We start from the raw sequence: 17,842 nt of genomic DNA on the forward strand, positions 1-17,842 counted from the left end.
CCGGAAGTTATCCGAAGTATAGACGGTAAAACTCACTTATCTCTGACCTGAACAGCCTTCGCCGACAGACCAGCGCATGGCATTGAGCAGCAGTTGACGGTGCTGGGGGTCTGCATAGGTACTGCCGCTGTGGCCCAGTGCTGAATAGAAGGCACTACCCTTCCCTACACAACGGCTCCAGATCACTGGATGGTCGCCCATTCGCAGGTCTTTTTCCGAGCCGAACATTTTTGCCACGGGTATGTAAGTAGTTTCGTCCACGGTAGCGAGAACGTTCACACCCGCCAGACGCGGGCTGCTGTGCCAGGAGTACCACTCTTCCTCGTGCGACCAATCACCCGGCAGCCCTTGCATAGTGGGATGCTCGGGCTGCTCGATAACAACATCGGCGGTCTGAAACTGTGGCTGTAGAATATGGGCGTTGTAGTCCGCTCCGATCAAAGTCTCGGTATACCAGCGCCAAGCCTTGTGGGAACCATCGCCAGCAGAGTGGATACCCATCCAGGCACCACCTCCCTCCAGCCAATCGCGGAACGCCGCCTGCTGTGCAGGGGCGAGCATGTCACCCGTGGCGCAATGGAATATCACGAGGTCGAACTTCGCCAGGTCATCGGAATTGAATACAGCGCCATTCTCCGTGTGGAAAAGGCTCCAGCCCTCAGCAGCGGCAATTTCCTTGAACATCGGCACCCCGGCATCGATGGCCTCCACATGGCGAAAACCATTGGTCTTGCTGAATACCAGTACCGCCGGCGCCGTCAGCGCCGGCAGTACTGGCGCCTCGACATCATGATCACTGGAAGGGAACAGCGCACCCCATGCACCCACTCTCCAAATGAATACCGCCAACACGATCGCCAGGCCCAACAGCACCAGGCCTAACCACTTCAACACCTTACCCAATGTCACTACCTCATTCTTCGCCGCAATTCGTTCTACATAATAGCGAATATTACTCCCCGACACAGTGAACTGCAGCGGGGGCCTGGCGGTGTTAAAGTAAAACTGAGTTCAGGCCGAATCACTGTCGATGATAGATATATACCAGGTTTTCCACGATCTCCCTCTTAGAGAAGGCAACTTCGCCGCGATCAGCGGAGCCAGGAAAGCCGCAGCCGGGCTCGACACTTCCAGCCAACTCTTCTCTGAGGCACTGGCTCAATGTCAGGTGACACTGCTCGGCAGCGAAAGCTACCGGGTAGCCTGCCAGCAGTGGAACCAGCGTATCCAATGCTGTGGCCACGGTTTGTTCGCGGCAGCTCACGCCCTGCTCGCGACAGGAGAGCACTCCCGAATTTCACTCGGAGAGGGTATTTCAGCCCAGCGTACACCTGACCCTCAGGGCAATCTGCAGACGTGGCTGAACCTGCCGGCGCTGGCGACCGTCGACATAGAACTCCCTCTCTGGGCCCGCACACTCGCCAGCCAACAGGGCAAGCAGATCACACCTGCCGGGGCCGCTGCCACAACCCGCGCTGACGGCTACCTGCTGTTGCACATTGACAACGCGGTCAACATTGCCGAACTCGAGGTCGATCTAGCGGCAATCACCCGTCATACCCAGCAGGCAGTATTACTGTGGCAGTATCAGGACAAAGTAGTGCGAATGCGCTACTTCGCGCCGCAGTACGGCAACGATGAAGACATGGCGACGGGATCCGCACTGCGCGTGCTCGCCCCGCATTTACAGCGTGCGGCCGGGCTGTCGTCTTTCGATGTCATACAGTGTTCATCTTCGGGAGGCAGGATGACGGCAAAGAATACAGATGATAGTGTGTCTATCAGCGGCAACATCCGACTGATCGAAAGCAGGGATTTCAGGGCCAGATGGCAAGTATCGACATAGACTCAGCTGTATCTGCCGCCCCCCGTTCGCGTGCTCCTTCCAAGAGCGCACAGATTGAGAACACCCAGGCCAACAGCGTCGCCCAACGCTATCTCGATGTTAGAAATTACTCAGAGGAAATTTGCGCGCCTCTGGCGATAGAAGACTACGGCCTTCAGGCCATGGCCTCGACCAGCCCCGCCAAGTGGCATCTGGCGCACACAAGCTGGTTTTTTGAGACCTTCCTGCTCAAGCCATATGCGCAGGACTATTGCGAATACCACCCTGGCTTCGAATATCTATTCAACTCCTACTACAACGGCGTGGGAGGACAGTACCCACGTCACCAACGAAGCCTGCTCTCGAGGCCGACCGTGGAGGAGGTGTACGCTTATCGTCGCCACGTAAACCAGGCGATGCTGTCCCTTCTGGAAAGCAAGGCAGCTGGCGAATCCACCGATATTCTCACGCGCACGGAATTGGGATGTCACCATGAACAGCAGCATCAGGAACTGTTCTTCACCGACCTGAAATACTGCCTGTTTCAGAACCCCCTCTATACCGCCTACGACACCAACCCACTGCCACCCGCTCACAAGCCCGACGCTTTGCAATGGCGGGCCTACGGTGGACAACTATTAGAGATCGGACACCGTGGCGACGGCTTCTGTTTTGACAACGAGCTGCCTCGGCACAAGCAGTATGTCGCCAACTTCGAACTGGCTGACCGGCTCGTGACCAACAGCGAGTTCATGGCGTTTATGGCAGACGGCGGCTATGAGCGCCCCGAACTCTGGCTGGCAGACGGCTGGGCTGTTTTGCAGGCGTCGCCGCACAGCCCGGCCCCGCTCTACTGGGTGCAGCGAGAAGGCGAGTGGTGGGAATACACGCTGCATGGTCTGGTAAGACTAGACCCACATCGTCCTGCGTCACATCTCTCGGCCTACGAGGCAGATGCCTTCGCCCGCTGGATGGGTTGTCGCCTGCCCACCGAATTCGAATGGGAGATGGCCGCTACGATATCGCCAGCGGCGGAGTTGCACGAAACCAGCAGCGCTCGACCTGCTGTCCATCCAGAGTCCGCCAACCCCGTAGGCAGCCTGTGGCAATGGACCAGCAGCGCGTATACCCCCTACCCCGGCTTCAAGACCGCTGCTGGTGCCATCGGCGAGTACAACGGAAAATTCATGGCGAATCAGCTCGTGTTGCGAGGCGGCAGCGTCGCCACCAGCCCGGGCCACTACCGCCACAGCTACCGCAATTTCTTTTATCCACCGGACCAGTGGCAATTTACCGGCGTCCGACTTGCCAGGGAGTCGTAGACATCTCTACTACGCAGAGCACAAGAAAAATAACGAGCGCAACCGACAACGAGAGCCAGGAAGCTGACCTGGCCATACTGCAAGAGATAGGCGCAGGGCTTAATGCCAGACCCAAGTACATTAACCCGAAATATTTCTATGATGAATACGGGTCACAGCTCTTTGACGAGATTACCCGGCTTGACGAATACTATCCGACGCGCACCGAGACTTTCCTGCTGGAGCGCTTCGCCGACGATATCGCTAGGGTCGCAGGTCGTGGTCGCGTGTTACTGGAGCCTGGCGCGGGCAGCTGTGCCAAAGTTCGCCTTTTACTCAGGGCGCTGGCGCCGGCCTGCTACGTACCCATAGATATTTCCAGGGACTATCTGTTCGATGCAGCAAGGCAGTTGCAGAGCGAGTTCACTGACATCCCCATCCACCCGATCGCCGACGACATGAAGTCGAGCATTCAATTGCCCGCGAAGTTAGACCGGGTCCCTCGTCTGGTCTTCTACCCGGGCTCCACGATAGGCAACTACACGCCTGAACAAGCGGCTGAATTCCTCCGTCATGTGCGCCAGACAATCGGGGATGAGGGCGGTCTAATTATAGGCGTCGACCTGCAAAAGGACCCCGATGTATTGAACCGTGCATACAACGACGCCGCAGGTATCACTGCGGCGTTCAACCTGAACTCCCTCACCCACATCAACACACTGACAGGTGCCGACTTTGATCCGGAAGGTTTTCGACATGTCGCCTTCTACAACGAGCAAGATTGTCGAATCGAGATGCATCTGGAGAGTGAATCGGAGCAGCAGGTAGCGTTCGCAGACCAACTGGTCACCATCGGTGCGGGCGAGCGCATTCTCACAGAGTATTCCTACAAGTACACACTGGAAGGTTTTGCGCAGTTGGCAGCCACCGCGGGGCTCACCGCCAAAGAGCACTGGATCGATGACAATAGCTACTTCAGCTTGCAGTACTTTTCCGCCCACTGAGCGCGCAGGGCGATGAGTTTTGCCAACCGCCACTGGATGGCTCTGGTCGCACTGATTATCGCGGGAGAAGCGGTCTTCTCACTGCCATTCCATGTTGTACGCTTTTTCAGGCCCACCGTACTCGACGTCTTCGGAATAACCAATCTGGAGATCGGTCAGGCCCAGGGCACCTATGGCGTTATCGCCATGGCCTGCTATTTTCTGGGTGGTCCGCTGGCGGACCGTTTCGAGGCCAAATACCTACTGCTGACCAGCCTTCTTGCCACTGCCGCAGGGGGGCTCTATTTTGCCCAGCTACCGGGTATTGAAGGGCTGCGCATACTCTACGCATTCTGGGGATGCTCCACGATCTTGTTGTTCTGGAGCGCATTGATCAAGGCGACTCGAGAGTGGGGCGGGCTGTCCCAGCAAGGTCGCGCTTTCGGCCTGCTGGAAGCTGGTAGGGGCGCCTTTGCAGCGGTACTGGTGTCGATCGCCGTGTGGATTCTCAGCTTCTTCCTACCCGCAAATCTCGACAACCTGGAGGCGTCGCAGCAGCGCGCTGCATTGCAGTGGATCATCTACCTGTACACAGCAGCCACCTTGTTTGCTGCGTTGCTCGTCGCCCTGTTCATTCCGATTCACGGCACGGCCACAATCACCACCCGCGCCGCCTCAGAGAGCAGCGCCATCCTGCGGCTCAAGACCGTCATCGCCGCTCCCCAGGTTTGGCCTCAACTCGTGATTGTGGTCAGTGCGTATGTCGCCTACAAGGGCATCGATAACTATGTGCTGTATGCCGTAAAGGGTTACCAGCTGTCGGAGGTAGAAGGCGCCCGCGTCGCCGCTCTCAGCGGCTGGCTGCGCCCTATCAGCGCGATCGCCGCCGGTTTTCTCGCGGATCGCATCCGGCCGTCGCGGCTGGTTTTAGGCTCTTTCCTGCTGCTGATAGCGGGCTATGGGCTGTTTGCCATTCTCACTCCCTCGCCGGGAATGTACTGGATACTGATATCCAATGTGGTTGTAACCAGCGCAGCCGTTTACGCTCTGCACGCGGTCTATTTCGCTTTGGTAGCTGAGTCACGAATCCCGCTGGGTGTCACCGGTACAGCAGTAGGCATCATTTCGGTGGTTGGCTTCACGCCTGACATATTTTTTGCCCCCGCCATGGGGTGGCTACTGGACAATCATTCCGCCGTGCAAGGGCACCAACTGGTGTTCACGGGGCTGCTGGCCTTTGCCTGCCTGGGTTGTTTTAGTACCCTGCTATTTATCAAGAAAGTGCCGTAGGATATGCGCTTACAACCAATGTGGCAGAGTTTTCATGCAGCTTAAAAATGCGCTAAAAGCGCTGTTAATCAGTTCTCTGGCGAGCGCACCCGCTGTCGCCCAGGAGTTGGAACCGAGGACCTATACCAACCTACCAGTGGGCGAGACCTTCATTGTCGCAGGGTATATCTACTCAGAAGGCGACCTTTCACCTGTTCCCGGCTCACCGCTACAGGACGCGGAGCTGAGTCTCGATACGGGCATCCTCGGCGCTGCGCATACTTTCGAGATCGCCGGTTCCTCTGCCAAAGTCGATGCCGTGATCGGACGAAGCTGCTACGAGGGCTCGGCTATATTCCAGGGCGTACCGACCGAGGGCCGACGCTGTGAATACACCGACAGCAAGCTGCGCCTGGGCTGGAATTTCTACGGCGCGCCGGCACTGAAACTCAAGGAGTTTCGTCAGTGGCAACCCGGGCTCGTGCTCGGGGCCAGCCTGCAAATCTCGGCTCCCACCGGCTCTTACGACTCGGACCAGCTGATCAACGCCGGCGCTAACCGCTGGATGGTGCGTCCCGGGCTCGGAATGTCTTATCGACTGGGTAAGTGGCACTTCGACACATCGGCGTCGGTGAGATTCTATGAGACCAATACCGATTTTTTTGACGGCAACAAGCGTGAGCAGGACCCGCTCTATTCTGCACAGGCCCACATTGTGCGCGGTCTTGGCAAGGGCCGCTGGGTATCAGTTAACCTGAATTATTTCTGGGGGGGCAAGACCACCCTTAACGGTGACACACAGGATGACAGGCAGGACAATTCCCGCTTCGGAATAACCTACTCCCAACCACTCACGCCGCATCACAGTATCAAGTTATACGCCAACTCCGGTGTCATCACCCGCATTGGCAACGACTTCGACACCTATGGCTTCGCCTGGCAGTACAGATTCTGAACTGCAAACACGCTATGATGTGTGCATCAAATTTTAAATGGATCAATCACGGTGTCTTACGAACTAAGCGGCAAAATTAAACTCATCCAGGAACTGAAAACCTTCGACAGCGGCTTCCGCAAACAAGAGATGGTTGTCATCGTCGATGATGGCCGGTATCCGCAGGAGATCAATCTGGAGTTCGTGCAGGACAAAGTCGCTCTGCTGGAGAACCTGCAACCTGGCCAGGAAGTGACCGTTGCCTTCGATATTCGCGGTCGCGAGTACAACGGCCGTTATTTCAACAATCTGCAGGGCTGGAAAATAACAGGTGGGGACGCCGCTTCACCCGCTCCCGAGGCAGGCTATTCCGAGCCACCCCCACCACCACAGGAAGCCTCGTTCGACGACGACATCCCGTTCTGAGAACTACAAACCAACAGCGCGTTCCGACGCTTCCCAAAAGGCCACTCGCTGAATGTTGTCATCGGCGACGGGAGAATAGCCCGCCAACTTGCACTGGTCATAGTATTTACCGCTAACGTTTTCCATCTCGGGATCGCCAGCCAGCTTGATCGTGGTCAGTGCGCCTTTTTCAGGTGAGATAAACAGAAGCCCAACAATCTTCTGCACAACCCATGGGAAACTGCGGACAATGTCCGTGGCCACAGCACCTGGATGCAGCGCATTGACGGTCACGCCGGAGCCCGCCAGCCGCTCAGCCAGCTCCACCGTAAACATCATATTGGCGAGCTTGGACTGATTATACGCGGCTTGCATTTTGTACTTGTCGAAGCCAGTAAATGTCGCCAAATCCATTTCGCTCTTCTTGTGCAGCATCGACGAAACATTCACCACTCGCGCCGGAGCACTCGCCTTGAGGCAATCCAGCAGCAAATGCGTGAGCAGAAAATGGCTCAAATGATTAACCGCCATCTGCATCTCGAACCCGTCTTCGGTGATCACCTGTTTTGACGGCATAGTACCGGCATTATTGATCAGCACATCAAGGCGGTCGTATTTGCCCAGAAAGTTCTCTGCCAACTGTCGCACACTAGTAAAACTCGCGAGATCGACAGGGAGATTGACCGGCGCAATTTCAGCTCCAGCGCCGATCACCTCCAGTGCTGCGAGCGTTTTCTCGCTGTCTCGGCAGGCCAGAACAACTTCCGCTCCGCGCGAAGCCAGCTCCCTCGCCGCTACCAGACCGATGCCGCTATTCCCGCCAGTGATAAGTACTCTCTTGCCCTGCATATCGTGTTCCTCTGATTATTATTCTGATTTTTCCCGATCTGCCAGCAGCTTCTGAAGCCCCTTCAAGGATTCCTCCACAGCCTGGAGTGGCGTCATGTCGTCGGGATACGCCTCCTGCTCAACCAGCAGCCACTGGGTACCGCCCACTTCAAAATTGGCATCCAGCAAGGCATTCCAATCCGTCTCGCCCTCGCCTATGAACGGCCGGTTGTTCAAACTAAACAAGGGCTTGTGCACCTTGTAGTGGGTACTGAATGTGCGCCCGGGATACTTGCGCACATAGGCCGCAGCATCAATGTCCGCATGGGTAGCCCAGCCTACGTCCAGCTGCAACACCACTTCATTCAGCGTATTTTCAGCCAGCACGTCCCAAAAGGTGCTGTTTTTAAACGAACGAAATTCCTTATCGTGGTTGTGATAGCCCACGCGTATACCCGTTCCACGACTGCCCTTGGCGGCTCTGTTCAGCTCCCGCGAGAATTCATAGACATTTTTTTTGCTCCACGCGCGCTTGTCCATGCCGACAACCAGCGCTGGACTGCCCAATGCCTGGTGAAAGCGCAGAAGTTCAGCCAGGTTCGCTTCACTCAAGTCGTCGCTGGCGACATGGGAGCCTGCTGACTCAAGGCCCAGACTCTCGAGAAAGGCCTTGAGCTTTACAGGTTCATCGACATAGGGGCCGTAGACACCCCCATAAAACTCGACCCCGTCGAACCCCATCTCGGCAAGCGCACGCAGGGTACCCTCGAAATCGGCCTGGAGCGCATCGCGCACAGAGTAGAGCTGGACACCCACTTTCGGTTTCATTTCAGACTCCGCCTGGACAGGAAGCTGCCACAACATAGCTAAAAACAGGGCTATCACGCCTGCCGTTCTGATCATTCTTATTCTCCATCGACTCTGGCCGCTGTAATATTTTTATGACCTTGAGGACCCCTGTAAGGGGCAAAGATTTATATACTGAACCCTACAATAAACAGTAAAGAGAATTTCATGCTTGATCAAGCTTACGATGTCGTCGTGGTGGGCTCCGGCGCGGGCGGCGCGATGGCAGCGCACACCCTGACAAAGGCTGGCAAGAAGGTGCTCATTCTGGAGGCCGGGCGCGACTACGACCCGGTCACCGAAACGCCGATGTTCAACACACCCGCCGAGGCGCCCCTGCGCGGAGCGCCCACGCCGGACAAACCTTTCGGATTCTATGACGCCACCGTCGATGGTGGCTGGCAAGTACCGGGAGAACCTTACAGCAAAGCAGAAGGCAGCGACTTCATGTGGTGGCGAGCACGCATGCTCGGCGGGCGCACAAATCACTGGGGACGCTACTCGCTACGTTTTTCACACCACGACTTCAAGGGCAAGAGCCGCGACGGCCTTGGCGCTGACTGGCCTTTTGACTACGAAGAGCTAGCCCCCTGGTACGACCGCACTGAGGATCTGGTAGGCGTATGTGGCACAAATACCGGCCTGGAAGACATGCCGGACTCATCCCCGGGAATCTTGCAACCACCCCCAAAGCCACGGGTGCCGGAACTGCTGATTGCAGCCGCCGCCAGCAAGCTCGGCATTACAGCTGCGCCCATGCACCGGGCAATTCTCACTCGCCCCAAGGACGATCGCGCCGCTTGTTTCTATGCCACCGAATGCGGTCGGGGATGTTCTATCGGCGCTGCGTTTCAGACAACAACGTCTCTCATCCCCATGGCGAAAGCCACGGGCAACTTGACCGTGCAAACGGACGCCATGGTGAAATCCGTGGATGTGGACGCAAACGGCCGGGTCAAGGCGGTTACCTATATCGATCGCAAGAGCGTAAAGCCAGTGACTGTCTCTGCCCCCGTGGTTGTGCTGGCCGCCAGCGCATGCGAATCCGCCCGCATCCTGCTCAACTCCAAAAGTGAGCAGCACCCCAACGGCCTGGCCAATTCTTCCGGCCAGGTGGGGCGCAACCTGATGGACTCAACTGGCGCCGACGTGGGAACGGTGGTCCCAGCTTTGAAAGGGCGCCCTATTTACAATGAAGACGGGCACACAGCCAACCACCTGTTTATCCCCTGGTGGGGTCACGCGGCCCAGGCAAAAGGTGAACTGGATTTTCCACGCGGCTATCACTTTGAAATCAGCAGCGGGTTCAAACCGCCCGGTGGCTATTACCCGGACAAACTTCAGGGCTACGGCCACAAAATGAAACAGCAGGCCAGATTCGACTACGGCGCCCAGATAGGCTTGTCGCTGCGCGGTGAAATGGTGCCAAACCAACACTGCTACATGGAGATTGACGACAAGGTGACCGACAAGTGGGGGATACCCGTCGCGAAATTTCACTGGCAGTGGTCTGAGCATGAACTAAAACAAGTCCGCCATGGCCTCGCTACAGCACGCGACATTTTCAAGCTATTGGGTGCGAAGGTGGACGATAAGCTACCCGAACCCGAGACGGCGATAAAACGAGGCGGTGAAATTATCCACGAGGTCGGCACGACACGTATGGGTGCCTCTGCCAAGGAATCCGTTACCAATCAGTGGGGCCAGACCTGGGACTGCGACAACCTGTTCGTCATGGACGGCGGCGTGTTCGCCTCTAACCCACATAAAAACTGCACTCTCACCATCATGACGCTCGCCATGCGCAACGCCAGTTGGCTTGCAGAACAACTCAACAAGGGGGCAATCGCATGAGTAACATAGAGCAGCAAGCGGGCCTTACCCGGCGCCAATCGTTGAAGTGGCTGGCGGCGGTCACTGCCACGATCACCACGCCACTGATTACAGGCTGCGAAGCCACCGTCATTGAGGCGGCAAAACTCGCCGGGCGCTGGCCTGACCTACAACTGGATCCTATTGTTGCACCTGGCTACGGCACAGACCCGGCGCTGATCGCGCCCGCCCCCGCGCCATGGCCACTGACCATGACGCCAGCCCAGCGCAGGATCACAACGACCGTGCTGGATCTGCTGATACCACGCGAGAATGAATACCCATCGGCATCCGAAGCAGGTGTGGTCGAGCTGGTCGATGAATGGATCAGTGCCCCCTACCCCGAGCAACAAGAGACCCGGCCAGAAATTCTCTCCGCATTGGTCTGGTTCGACGAGGAATCCCAGCGGCGCTACGACCGCCCCTTTACCGAGGCAAGCATGCAACAGCAACTCGCGATTTTTGACGATATTGCCTATGAGGAGGCCGAGAGCAAACTGCAGTACGCTTATATTTCCAGGGTCTTTGACGGCCTGCGGACCCTGGCATCCATCGCTTACTTCAGCTCACCGGAGGGCGTAAAAGACATGGGCTATGTGGGTAATGTCCCCATTGCAGGCGACTACCCGGGCCCGACACCGGAGGCGATGCAGCACCTGGAAAAGGCACTGGCTGAACTCGGTCTCAGTGAGCATGCGTACGGCTAGACATCGACGGGTGGCGCCGGGACATCCAGTGCCGCCATGGTGTCAGCCAACATTTCCGGTTGCAGTTCGCCCATCACGTTCACGAACACAACCTCGCTCTTGTCAGCGGTGAGAACCGTGAGGCCGGCAATCTTGTCATCGACCATCTTCATCAGGACATAGGTGGTTTCGCCCTCTTCCCGCACCAGTATGACTTGCTGCCAGCCGTCGGCGTTAAGACGCGCATTGATTTCACCGAGGTCTTCGGCGACAGCGAGGGGGTCATCTTCAATCTCGTACGCTTTCACCCGCACTCCGTCGAGCTGGCGCATCAGCGCCCTGGCCTGCGGATCATCCTCAATTGAATGAGACGCCAGGTGCAGCAGCGTTGGGCCAATCGACAGGCTGACAGTAGCGTCTACATCCCACATGGACAGGCCGTCGAGGTCCGCAAAGCCCGCATTGCGATGTGGCGCGGTTACACCACAACCGGTGAGCGCAGCCATCAGCAGTAACAATCCTATTTTCAGCGTGTTCATCTGATCACTCCGTATCAACATCAACGTCGACATTGACCTGCTTCATAACCTTGCTGACGTGAGCCGGGTCAATGTTGCCCAGGATATTCAGGAACACCGCCTCTTCCGCGTTCACCACCATGATCGCCATACCCTCCATCTTGTCTCCGTTGACGCGAGTGAACATCTGCACTTGCTCGTCCGCCTCCTGCACCTGCACAATCGGTTGCCAGTCAGCTGCCTGCAGCGTGCTTTTCGCTTCGTTCATTCGCTCCAGTGCCGGATCGAGGTTGCCGCCGGTGTTGTAGACATTGACCCTGATACCTTCAAGACCCTCCATAATGGCCGCAGCCTCAGGGTCGTCCGATGCCGCCGCGGCGGCAGAGAGGAGCTGCATCAGCGGGCCACCAATATTGATCATCACCCGGGGCTCACCATAGATCTCATCCATGGTGCCGAAATCGACATAGCCCGGCATATTTTCATAGTCCTGGGCGACAGCCGCCACACTCAACAAGCAACTCATCACTACCGCCAGCAAAATTTTCATAGTTCGTACTCCCGTGTCGTTTCCAGGGGTTTCTCGATCACCTGGATTGTTGTGTCTGTTACCGGCCGGGCAACGCCCGATCCAAGGCTTGTAACTACCTGGCTGGCGACGCGCTCATTCGCCTGCTGCAAGTACCCCAGTGCCACATTGAGATCCTGCTGGGCCTGCGCCAGCTGGCGTTCCTGCGCCTGAATCTGACGTTGCTGCACAGCAAGGCCGAGAGCCAGCGGGACAGCGATCACTGCACACGCCAGCGCTGGCCGGAGCCAAGCCCGTCGCCACCAGGGTTCCCGTTCCAGCGCCAGCTGCTCCGCAGGTATACGCTGCAGCCTGCGCTGCAAGCTCGCCGGCATGGGTTCTGTGGGAAGATCTGCCAGCGCCTGCTGGAGTTCCTGTTCCCAGTCCCCGGTGTTTGGTTCAATCTTTTCGGTCATGGTCGCAACTCCATCAGTTGGTCCCGTAATGTTTTTCGTGCCCGGTGCAGATAGGTCTTCACCTGCGGCAAGCTCAAATCCAGCGTCGCTGCCACATCTTCGTAGCTGTGCTGCTGCACGTCGCGCATGATCACCAGTGAACGATAGGGTTCATCAAGCCCGAGCACGGCCGCATGCAGCTTCCGGCCTTCCCTGCTGCGTTCCATCTGTTCCAGCGGCTCTTCGCCCCCCGCCAGATCATCCGGAGCCGTATCCGCCTCCGGCCGCTCGCGCCGCAGGCGATCCAGACACATGTTCCGGGTCACCCGCAACAGCCAGGGCTTTACCCGGGCTTCAGACAGGGTTTCGCGGTGCTGCCAGAGGCGAATGAAAGCCTCCTGCACAACATCCTCTGCCTCGGCGCTATCCTTGAGCAGAAAGCGAGCCAGAGACCAGACCTGTGTCTGGTATGCGGTAGTCCATTGGCGAAAGTATTTGTCCATGTTCACGGACTATACGGATGGGGGCTGGAAAAGTTACACCGCCGGCGGGCTTTGCGATGAGCTGCCCGAATCCGGCGATGAATGGCAAGAATCAGGTGTAAATCAAGGTGTCGCCGGATTTACGGATGCGCGTCTGGCGAAGACTGAACGGCTTGTACTCACGAGATTTAATATTGCTTACACCGACATAATCGACAGTAGCCTCACTGTGGTTCAGGACGAGGCGCACATAGCCATTGCTCTGGCCTTCGGTCCACAACACCTCGGGGCTGGCATCCGCGAGCAGCTGATTCATGGCCTGTGCCTCTTCCTGCCCGAGGTCAGAGAAAGGCCCCGGGGACGTAATTCCGGTGGTACCCAATTCCAGCCCCATGGCCTTGCCGCGAGCATCGAACAGCTGGTTCTGCCAGGATGCATGGGTGTCGCCGGTGAGCACCAGCAAGTCCGTGGCACCCGTTGCACTGGCCATGCCATAAAATGCCTCACGCGCATGGGGATAACCGTCCCAGGCATCAAGATTCAGCGGCAGGCCAGCCTCACCCAGAGGGCGGAATCGCGTGGCGTAGTCGTACAACCCCGTACCGGGCTCGACGCCCATCTCGGCAAGCTGCTGCTCGCTAATCTTCGGCGCCAGCCAGCGGGCCATCAACACCTGGTTGCCGATAATCCGCCACGGCCGGCCGGCTTCGACAGACTCCGCGAGCGCCGCCGCTGTGAATGCCTTGCCTTCGGCCGACATCATTTCGCGCTCGGGGTCCCAAAGGTCTTCGCGGTAGAAGCGGTGAACGTCGTCTTCGGTCTTCAGTCGCTCCAGGTGGTCTTCATAATCCAGCTGCTCATCGCGGCCGGTGAGACGGGTTTCCAGCGTAATCAGACTGGCCAGATCGCCAAAGCGTAGATGGCGCCAGTAGTCCGCTCGGCTCCCTCCCTTGCCCGGCTCACGCACAGGCATCCACTCGTAATACGCCTGCAGAGAATCATCCCGGCGCCGGTTCCAGTCGCCCTCGGTTTCTGGCTGATGATTCTCGGCACCATCGGTCCAGGGATTATTAGTGCTTTCGTGATCATCCCAGATGGCTATCAGCGGATGATTACTGTGCATTGCCTGCGACTGGGGATCGGCTTTATATTGACCGTGACGCTGCCGATAATCATCCAGGCTGACAATTTCCTTACGCGGCAGATGCTCGCGACCTAGCGCTACTCCGCTCTTCCCACCGTAACCGTCGGGTCCGTATTCGTAGATGTAATCCCCGAGGTGCAGGACCAGGTCGACAGCGGGGTCCAGGGCAATAGTTTCGTAGGCATTGAAATAGCCGAATGGAATATTCGAACAGGAGGCGATGGCAATACCCAGACTGGCCACGTGGCCTGTTGGCAGGGTGCGTGTCCGCCCGGGCATGGAGTAAACATCACCCACGTTGAAGCGGTAATAAAAGGAGCCGCCCGCCGGCAGCCCTTGAGGAACAACCTTGACGGTCCAGTCGCGAGCGGCATCGGTACTGAAGTCACCCTCGGCAACCACGGCAGAAAAATGCGCATCGGTAGCGACCTGCCACTGCCCGAGCACGGTTCCGCTCGCCCCGCTAACCCGCGTCCACAGCACAACACTGTCCTGATCGGGGTCGCCGCTGGCCACGCCGTGAGCGAAGCGCAGTCCAGCGTCCGCTGGAGCCTCGGGGCCACTGGCACAGCCAATCACTGGCAGCACTGCAGTTGCCGACATCCCCTTCAATACACTGCGACGACGAATTTTGCTCATAGATTTCCCCTAACCAAAAAAGGCCCTCGCTGGGAGGGCCTTATGGAGAGTAAACCTGCACGCGGCGATGTCAAATGCCGCGTATTTTTTCTAGTCGAGTAGTTCGGGCTGCTCGGCAGTAATCACGTCGTACAGTGGCTGAAAACTGAACCAACCTGCGAGCGCAGAGCCTACGGTTTCGCGTGAACTCAGCGCAACCTCGTGGCCAATCGGCTTGGGCGTACCCGCAGCTTCCGCCAGCAGCTGCGCCTGACAGCTGCGTTCCATGGTGATGTACCACCATGCTGCCGCATCAACCGTCTCGCCCACGGTAAGCAGGCCGTGATTCTGCAGGATCGCGGCCTTGCGCCCATCGAGTGCGGCGGCGATGCGCTGGCCTTCACTGTTATCCAGCACGACGCCAGAGAAATCATCAAACAACACATGGTCTTCGTAGAATGCGCAGGCGTCCTGAGTCAGCGGATCCAGTGTCTTGCCCAGGGAAGAAAAGGCCTTGCCGTATACCGAGTGGGAGTGAGCCGCCGCTATGATCTTGGGGTCTGACATATGAATCTGGGAGTGGATGGTAAATGCGGCACCGTTGAGCAGGCCCTCTCCCTCCACTACTTCACCCTTGTGGTTTACCAGCAGCAAATCCGAGACAGTCATTTGCTTAAACGACTTACCCATGGGGTTTACCCAGAAGTGAGACGTATCTTCCGGGTCACGCACGGTTATATGACCGGCGACACCCTCGTCGAACCCGAACTTGCCAAACAGGCGCAATGCCGCAGCCAGTTTGTTTTTGCGATCGGCACGGATACCCGCGATATCTTCAGGCTGGGCCAGCATCTCCTCAGCATTTTCACGGTTCATTACAATGTCGTTGACTACTGCATCGTTCATCTCAATCTCCTTTCACCTTTGTTCGGTTTATACTGCCGCCATGACCGCAGCGGATTTCACAAAAAATCGCGACTCCTGGCTTCAGCGCTGGGGCCTTACAGGCCTTGCGCCGGACTTGCCATGGTTGCAACGCATGGCGCCCGTCAAGCGGGACGCCGGCGAGTTCCTGGTGCACGCCGGTGACACCGGGGACACACTCTACTTACTTGAAGCCGGGCTGGTGCGGCTCTTCTACACCACACCTGACGGCCGCGAACGCAACAAATCGTTCCTGCGCGCCGGTGAGATCACCGGGCCCGTCAGCGCGGCCATTACCGGCGGCGCTGCCCCCTTCTCCATCGAGTGCCTGGAGCCGGTGGAAGCCATTAGCTTCCACCTGGGCGACCTACTGGCTGCTGCAGATAATGACCTGCAAGTGGCCCGACTGTACCGCGAATTCCTGACCGCCGCTTTTATCCGCAACCAACGCCGCGAGGCGGTGTTGCTAACCGGCAATGCCGAGGAGCGCTATCAATGGTTGCTGGCTCACGAACCCGACCTCAGCGACCGCGTGACCCAGGCCCATATCGCTTCCTATCTGGGCATCGACGCTGTGTCTCTCTCCAGGATCAAACGCAAGCTTAGAGACGCCGGCCGGTAGCAGCATTAACATATGTTAAGAGGAAATCCATGAACGAGCCAACGCCTGGCATTTATCAACACTTCAAAGGCAGCGAATACGAACTGATCGGCCTGGCTACCCACTCGGAAACGGGCGAGAAGCTGGTGGTGTATCGGCCCCAGTACGGGGAGCGTGCGCTGTGGGTGCGGCCATTGGCGATGTGGCAGGAAACCGTAGAGCGCGACGGCGAAACCAAACCGCGATTTCGCTACCAACGCCCCGCCTGACGCGGCCGCTTTCCCGTCACCGGGGAGTGTGCCACTATTGCCATCTTTCAGGGACAGGGAAGTACTCTCACCATGCAAGCACTGCTGGAACGGCTGTTCAAGCTGGAGCACCACCAGACCCGGGTCAGCACTGAGCTGGTAGCAGGTCTCACCACTTTCATCACCATGGCCTATATCATCTTCGTTAACCCGCAGATGATGGCATCAGCAGGTATGGACCACGGCGCGAGCTTCGCCGCCACCTGCCTCGCCGCGGCACTGGCCTGTATTTTTATGGGCCTGTACGCGAACTGGCCGGTCGGGCTTGCTCCCGGCATGGGACTGAACGCCTTTTTCACCTATACGGTGGTGGGCGAGATGGGCTACAGCTGGCAGGTCGCTCTCGGCGCTGTCTTTATCGCCGGCATCCTGTTCGTGATCATGAGTGTCACTCCGCTGCGAGCCTGGATGCTCAACAGCATTCCCAAGGACCTGCGCGTTGCGATGGCGGCGGGCGTGGGGCTGTTCATCGGTTTTATCGGTCTCAAGAGCGCCGGCCTGATTGTCGACAATCCAGCCACCCTGATTTCGCTGGGCGACCTCACTCAGCCTGAACCACTACTGGGCGCGCTGGGCTTTCTGCTGATCGCCGGCCTCTCAGTCAGGCAGGTGCCCGGCGCGATCATGCTGGGCGTTTTGCTGATCACTGTACTGGGCCTAGTGGCGGGCCTGGTGGAGTATCAGGGCCTGGTGTCCGCACCACCGAGCATCGCCCCCACGCTCATGCAACTGGATATTGCAGGCGCCTTCGAAGTGGGCATGGTCAGCGTCATCATCGCCATCCTGTTCGTCAACCTGTTCGACACAGCAGGCACGTTACTAGGCGTCGCCACCCGTGCTCGCCTCGTCAATGAGAACGGCGAGATCCAAAACATGAACAAGGCCTTGCAGGCAGACTCATCCTCCAGCGTAGTCGGAGCCCTGTTTGGCTGCGCCCCGGTCACCAGCTATGTCGAGAGTGCTGCAGGTGTTGCCGCTGGTGGCCGCACCGGTCTCACTGCCGTGGTGGTGGGCATTCTGTTTCTGCTGGCAATGTTCTTTGCACCGCTGGCGGGCATGGTGCCGGCCTACGCCACAGCGGGAGCACTGGTCTATGTGGCCCTGCTGATGATGTCTGGCATGGAACAACTGGACTACTCTGACGCGACCGAGCTCACCCCTGCCCTACTCACCATCATCATGATTCCGCTCTCGTTCTCGATTGCCAACGGTATCGCGGTGGGCTTTATCAGCTACGCCGTGATCAAGGTGTTTGCTGGCCGCGCTGGCGACGTGAGTTTCGGGGCGTGGTTCCTTACCGGTATCTTCGTCGCCAAATTCGCGTTCTTCTAGACC

At 57.9% G+C, this 17,842-nt stretch carries 20 protein-coding genes; 11 read left to right on the top strand and 9 right to left on the bottom strand.

The genetic code is table 11. The features are described 5' to 3' along the window. Positions 1-36: 36 nt before the first annotated feature. Positions 37-894, bottom strand: a complete 858-nt coding sequence (locus EY643_RS15085; protein WP_420841656.1) for a ThuA domain-containing protein — start codon at positions 892-894, stop codon at positions 37-39. Between the two features lie 136 nt (positions 895-1,030). Here EY643_RS15085 and EY643_RS15090 point away from each other — a divergent pair, with 136 nt between their 5' ends. Genes EY643_RS15090 through EY643_RS15115 form a run of 6 tightly spaced genes read left to right on the top strand, consistent with a single transcriptional unit; the run spans position 1,031 to position 6,738 of the window. After that, positions 1,031-1,846, top strand: a complete 816-nt coding sequence (locus EY643_RS15090; RefSeq protein WP_153240007.1) for a PhzF family phenazine biosynthesis protein — start codon at positions 1,031-1,033, stop codon at positions 1,844-1,846. Next, entirely contained in the window at positions 1,828-3,147 is a 1,320-nt protein-coding gene (egtB, locus tag EY643_RS15095) for an ergothioneine biosynthesis protein EgtB (RefSeq protein ID WP_153240008.1), read from the top strand. The genes EY643_RS15090 and egtB overlap by 19 nt, the downstream gene beginning before the upstream one ends. Next, positions 3,108-4,130, top strand: a complete 1,023-nt coding sequence (egtD, locus tag EY643_RS15100; RefSeq protein WP_240732729.1) for an L-histidine N(alpha)-methyltransferase — start codon at positions 3,108-3,110, stop codon at positions 4,128-4,130. The genes egtB and egtD overlap by 40 nt, the downstream gene beginning before the upstream one ends. Positions 4,131-4,142: 12 nt before the next feature. Further along, on the top strand, positions 4,143-5,399 hold the full coding sequence (locus EY643_RS15105; protein WP_153240009.1) for an MFS transporter: 1,257 nt from the start codon (positions 4,143-4,145) through the stop codon (positions 5,397-5,399). Positions 5,400-5,433: 34 nt separating this feature from the next. After that, positions 5,434-6,333: a transporter gene (locus EY643_RS15110; RefSeq protein WP_153240010.1), complete on the top strand. Its 900-nt coding sequence runs from the start codon at positions 5,434-5,436 to the stop codon at positions 6,331-6,333. A gap of 51 nt (positions 6,334-6,384) precedes the next feature. Beyond that, complete coding sequence (locus EY643_RS15115) at positions 6,385-6,738, top strand: DUF3127 domain-containing protein (protein ID WP_153240011.1); 354 nt, start codon at positions 6,385-6,387, stop codon at positions 6,736-6,738. Positions 6,739-6,741: 3 nt separating this feature from the next. Here the strand turns inward: EY643_RS15115 and EY643_RS15120 are convergent, their stop codons facing one another. Next, positions 6,742-7,566, bottom strand: coding sequence for an SDR family oxidoreductase (locus EY643_RS15120; protein ID WP_153240012.1), 825 nt, complete (start codon positions 7,564-7,566; stop codon positions 6,742-6,744). A gap of 18 nt (positions 7,567-7,584) precedes the next feature. Next, positions 7,585-8,448, bottom strand: a complete 864-nt coding sequence (locus EY643_RS15125) for a sugar phosphate isomerase/epimerase family protein (RefSeq protein ID WP_153240013.1) — start codon at positions 8,446-8,448, stop codon at positions 7,585-7,587. Between the two features lie 111 nt (positions 8,449-8,559). Between EY643_RS15125 and EY643_RS15130 the strand changes: the two genes are divergently transcribed. Next, positions 8,560-10,245, top strand: a complete 1,686-nt coding sequence (locus EY643_RS15130) for a GMC family oxidoreductase (protein WP_153240014.1) — start codon at positions 8,560-8,562, stop codon at positions 10,243-10,245. Then, positions 10,242-10,970, top strand: a complete 729-nt coding sequence (locus EY643_RS15135; protein WP_153240015.1) for a gluconate 2-dehydrogenase subunit 3 family protein — start codon at positions 10,242-10,244, stop codon at positions 10,968-10,970. Before EY643_RS15130 ends, EY643_RS15135 begins: the two co-directional genes overlap by 4 nt. On the opposite strand, the gene EY643_RS15140 is transcribed toward EY643_RS15135, so the two are convergent. From EY643_RS15140 to EY643_RS15165, 6 genes are all read right to left on the bottom strand, one after another. Further along, positions 10,967-11,488 carry a DUF4252 domain-containing protein gene (locus EY643_RS15140; protein WP_170287419.1) on the bottom strand — a complete coding sequence of 174 codons (522 nt, stop codon included), beginning with the start codon at positions 11,486-11,488 and terminating at the stop codon, positions 10,967-10,969. The genes EY643_RS15135 and EY643_RS15140 overlap by 4 nt on opposite strands. Before the next feature lie 4 nt (positions 11,489-11,492). After that, on the bottom strand, positions 11,493-12,017 hold the full coding sequence (locus tag EY643_RS15145) for a DUF4252 domain-containing protein (RefSeq protein ID WP_153240017.1): 525 nt from the start codon (positions 12,015-12,017) through the stop codon (positions 11,493-11,495). After that, on the bottom strand, positions 12,014-12,451 hold the full coding sequence (locus EY643_RS15150) for a hypothetical protein (RefSeq protein WP_153240018.1): 438 nt from the start codon (positions 12,449-12,451) through the stop codon (positions 12,014-12,016). The genes EY643_RS15145 and EY643_RS15150 overlap by 4 nt, the downstream gene beginning before the upstream one ends. Further along, positions 12,448-12,933 carry an RNA polymerase sigma factor gene (locus tag EY643_RS15155; protein WP_153240019.1) on the bottom strand — a complete coding sequence of 162 codons (486 nt, stop codon included), beginning with the start codon at positions 12,931-12,933 and terminating at the stop codon, positions 12,448-12,450. The genes EY643_RS15150 and EY643_RS15155 overlap by 4 nt, the downstream gene beginning before the upstream one ends. A gap of 91 nt (positions 12,934-13,024) precedes the next feature. Next, positions 13,025-14,695, bottom strand: coding sequence for an alkaline phosphatase D family protein (locus EY643_RS15160; RefSeq protein ID WP_153240020.1), 1,671 nt, complete (start codon positions 14,693-14,695; stop codon positions 13,025-13,027). 90 nt (positions 14,696-14,785) lie between these two features. After that, on the bottom strand, positions 14,786-15,580 hold the full coding sequence (locus EY643_RS15165) for a class II aldolase/adducin family protein (protein WP_153240021.1): 795 nt from the start codon (positions 15,578-15,580) through the stop codon (positions 14,786-14,788). Positions 15,581-15,620: 40 nt separating this feature from the next. Here EY643_RS15165 and EY643_RS15170 point away from each other — a divergent pair, with 40 nt between their 5' ends. The 3 genes from EY643_RS15170 (at position 15,621) to EY643_RS15180 (ending at position 17,839) form a co-directional block, all read left to right on the top strand. Beyond that, complete coding sequence (locus EY643_RS15170; protein ID WP_170287420.1) at positions 15,621-16,220, top strand: Crp/Fnr family transcriptional regulator; 600 nt, start codon at positions 15,621-15,623, stop codon at positions 16,218-16,220. A 29-nt stretch (positions 16,221-16,249) separates the two neighbouring features. Then, the gene (locus EY643_RS15175) at positions 16,250-16,468 is read left to right on the top strand and encodes a DUF1653 domain-containing protein (RefSeq protein WP_153240023.1); all 219 of its coding nucleotides are present in this window, start codon (positions 16,250-16,252) and stop codon (positions 16,466-16,468) included. A gap of 72 nt (positions 16,469-16,540) precedes the next feature. Beyond that, positions 16,541-17,839 carry an NCS2 family permease gene (locus EY643_RS15180; protein ID WP_153240024.1) on the top strand — a complete coding sequence of 433 codons (1,299 nt, stop codon included), beginning with the start codon at positions 16,541-16,543 and terminating at the stop codon, positions 17,837-17,839. Positions 17,840-17,842 lie beyond the last annotated feature (3 nt).

Source organism: Halioglobus maricola (assembly GCF_009388985.1).
Taxonomy (GTDB): Bacteria; Pseudomonadota; Gammaproteobacteria; order Pseudomonadales; family Halieaceae; genus Halioglobus; species Halioglobus maricola.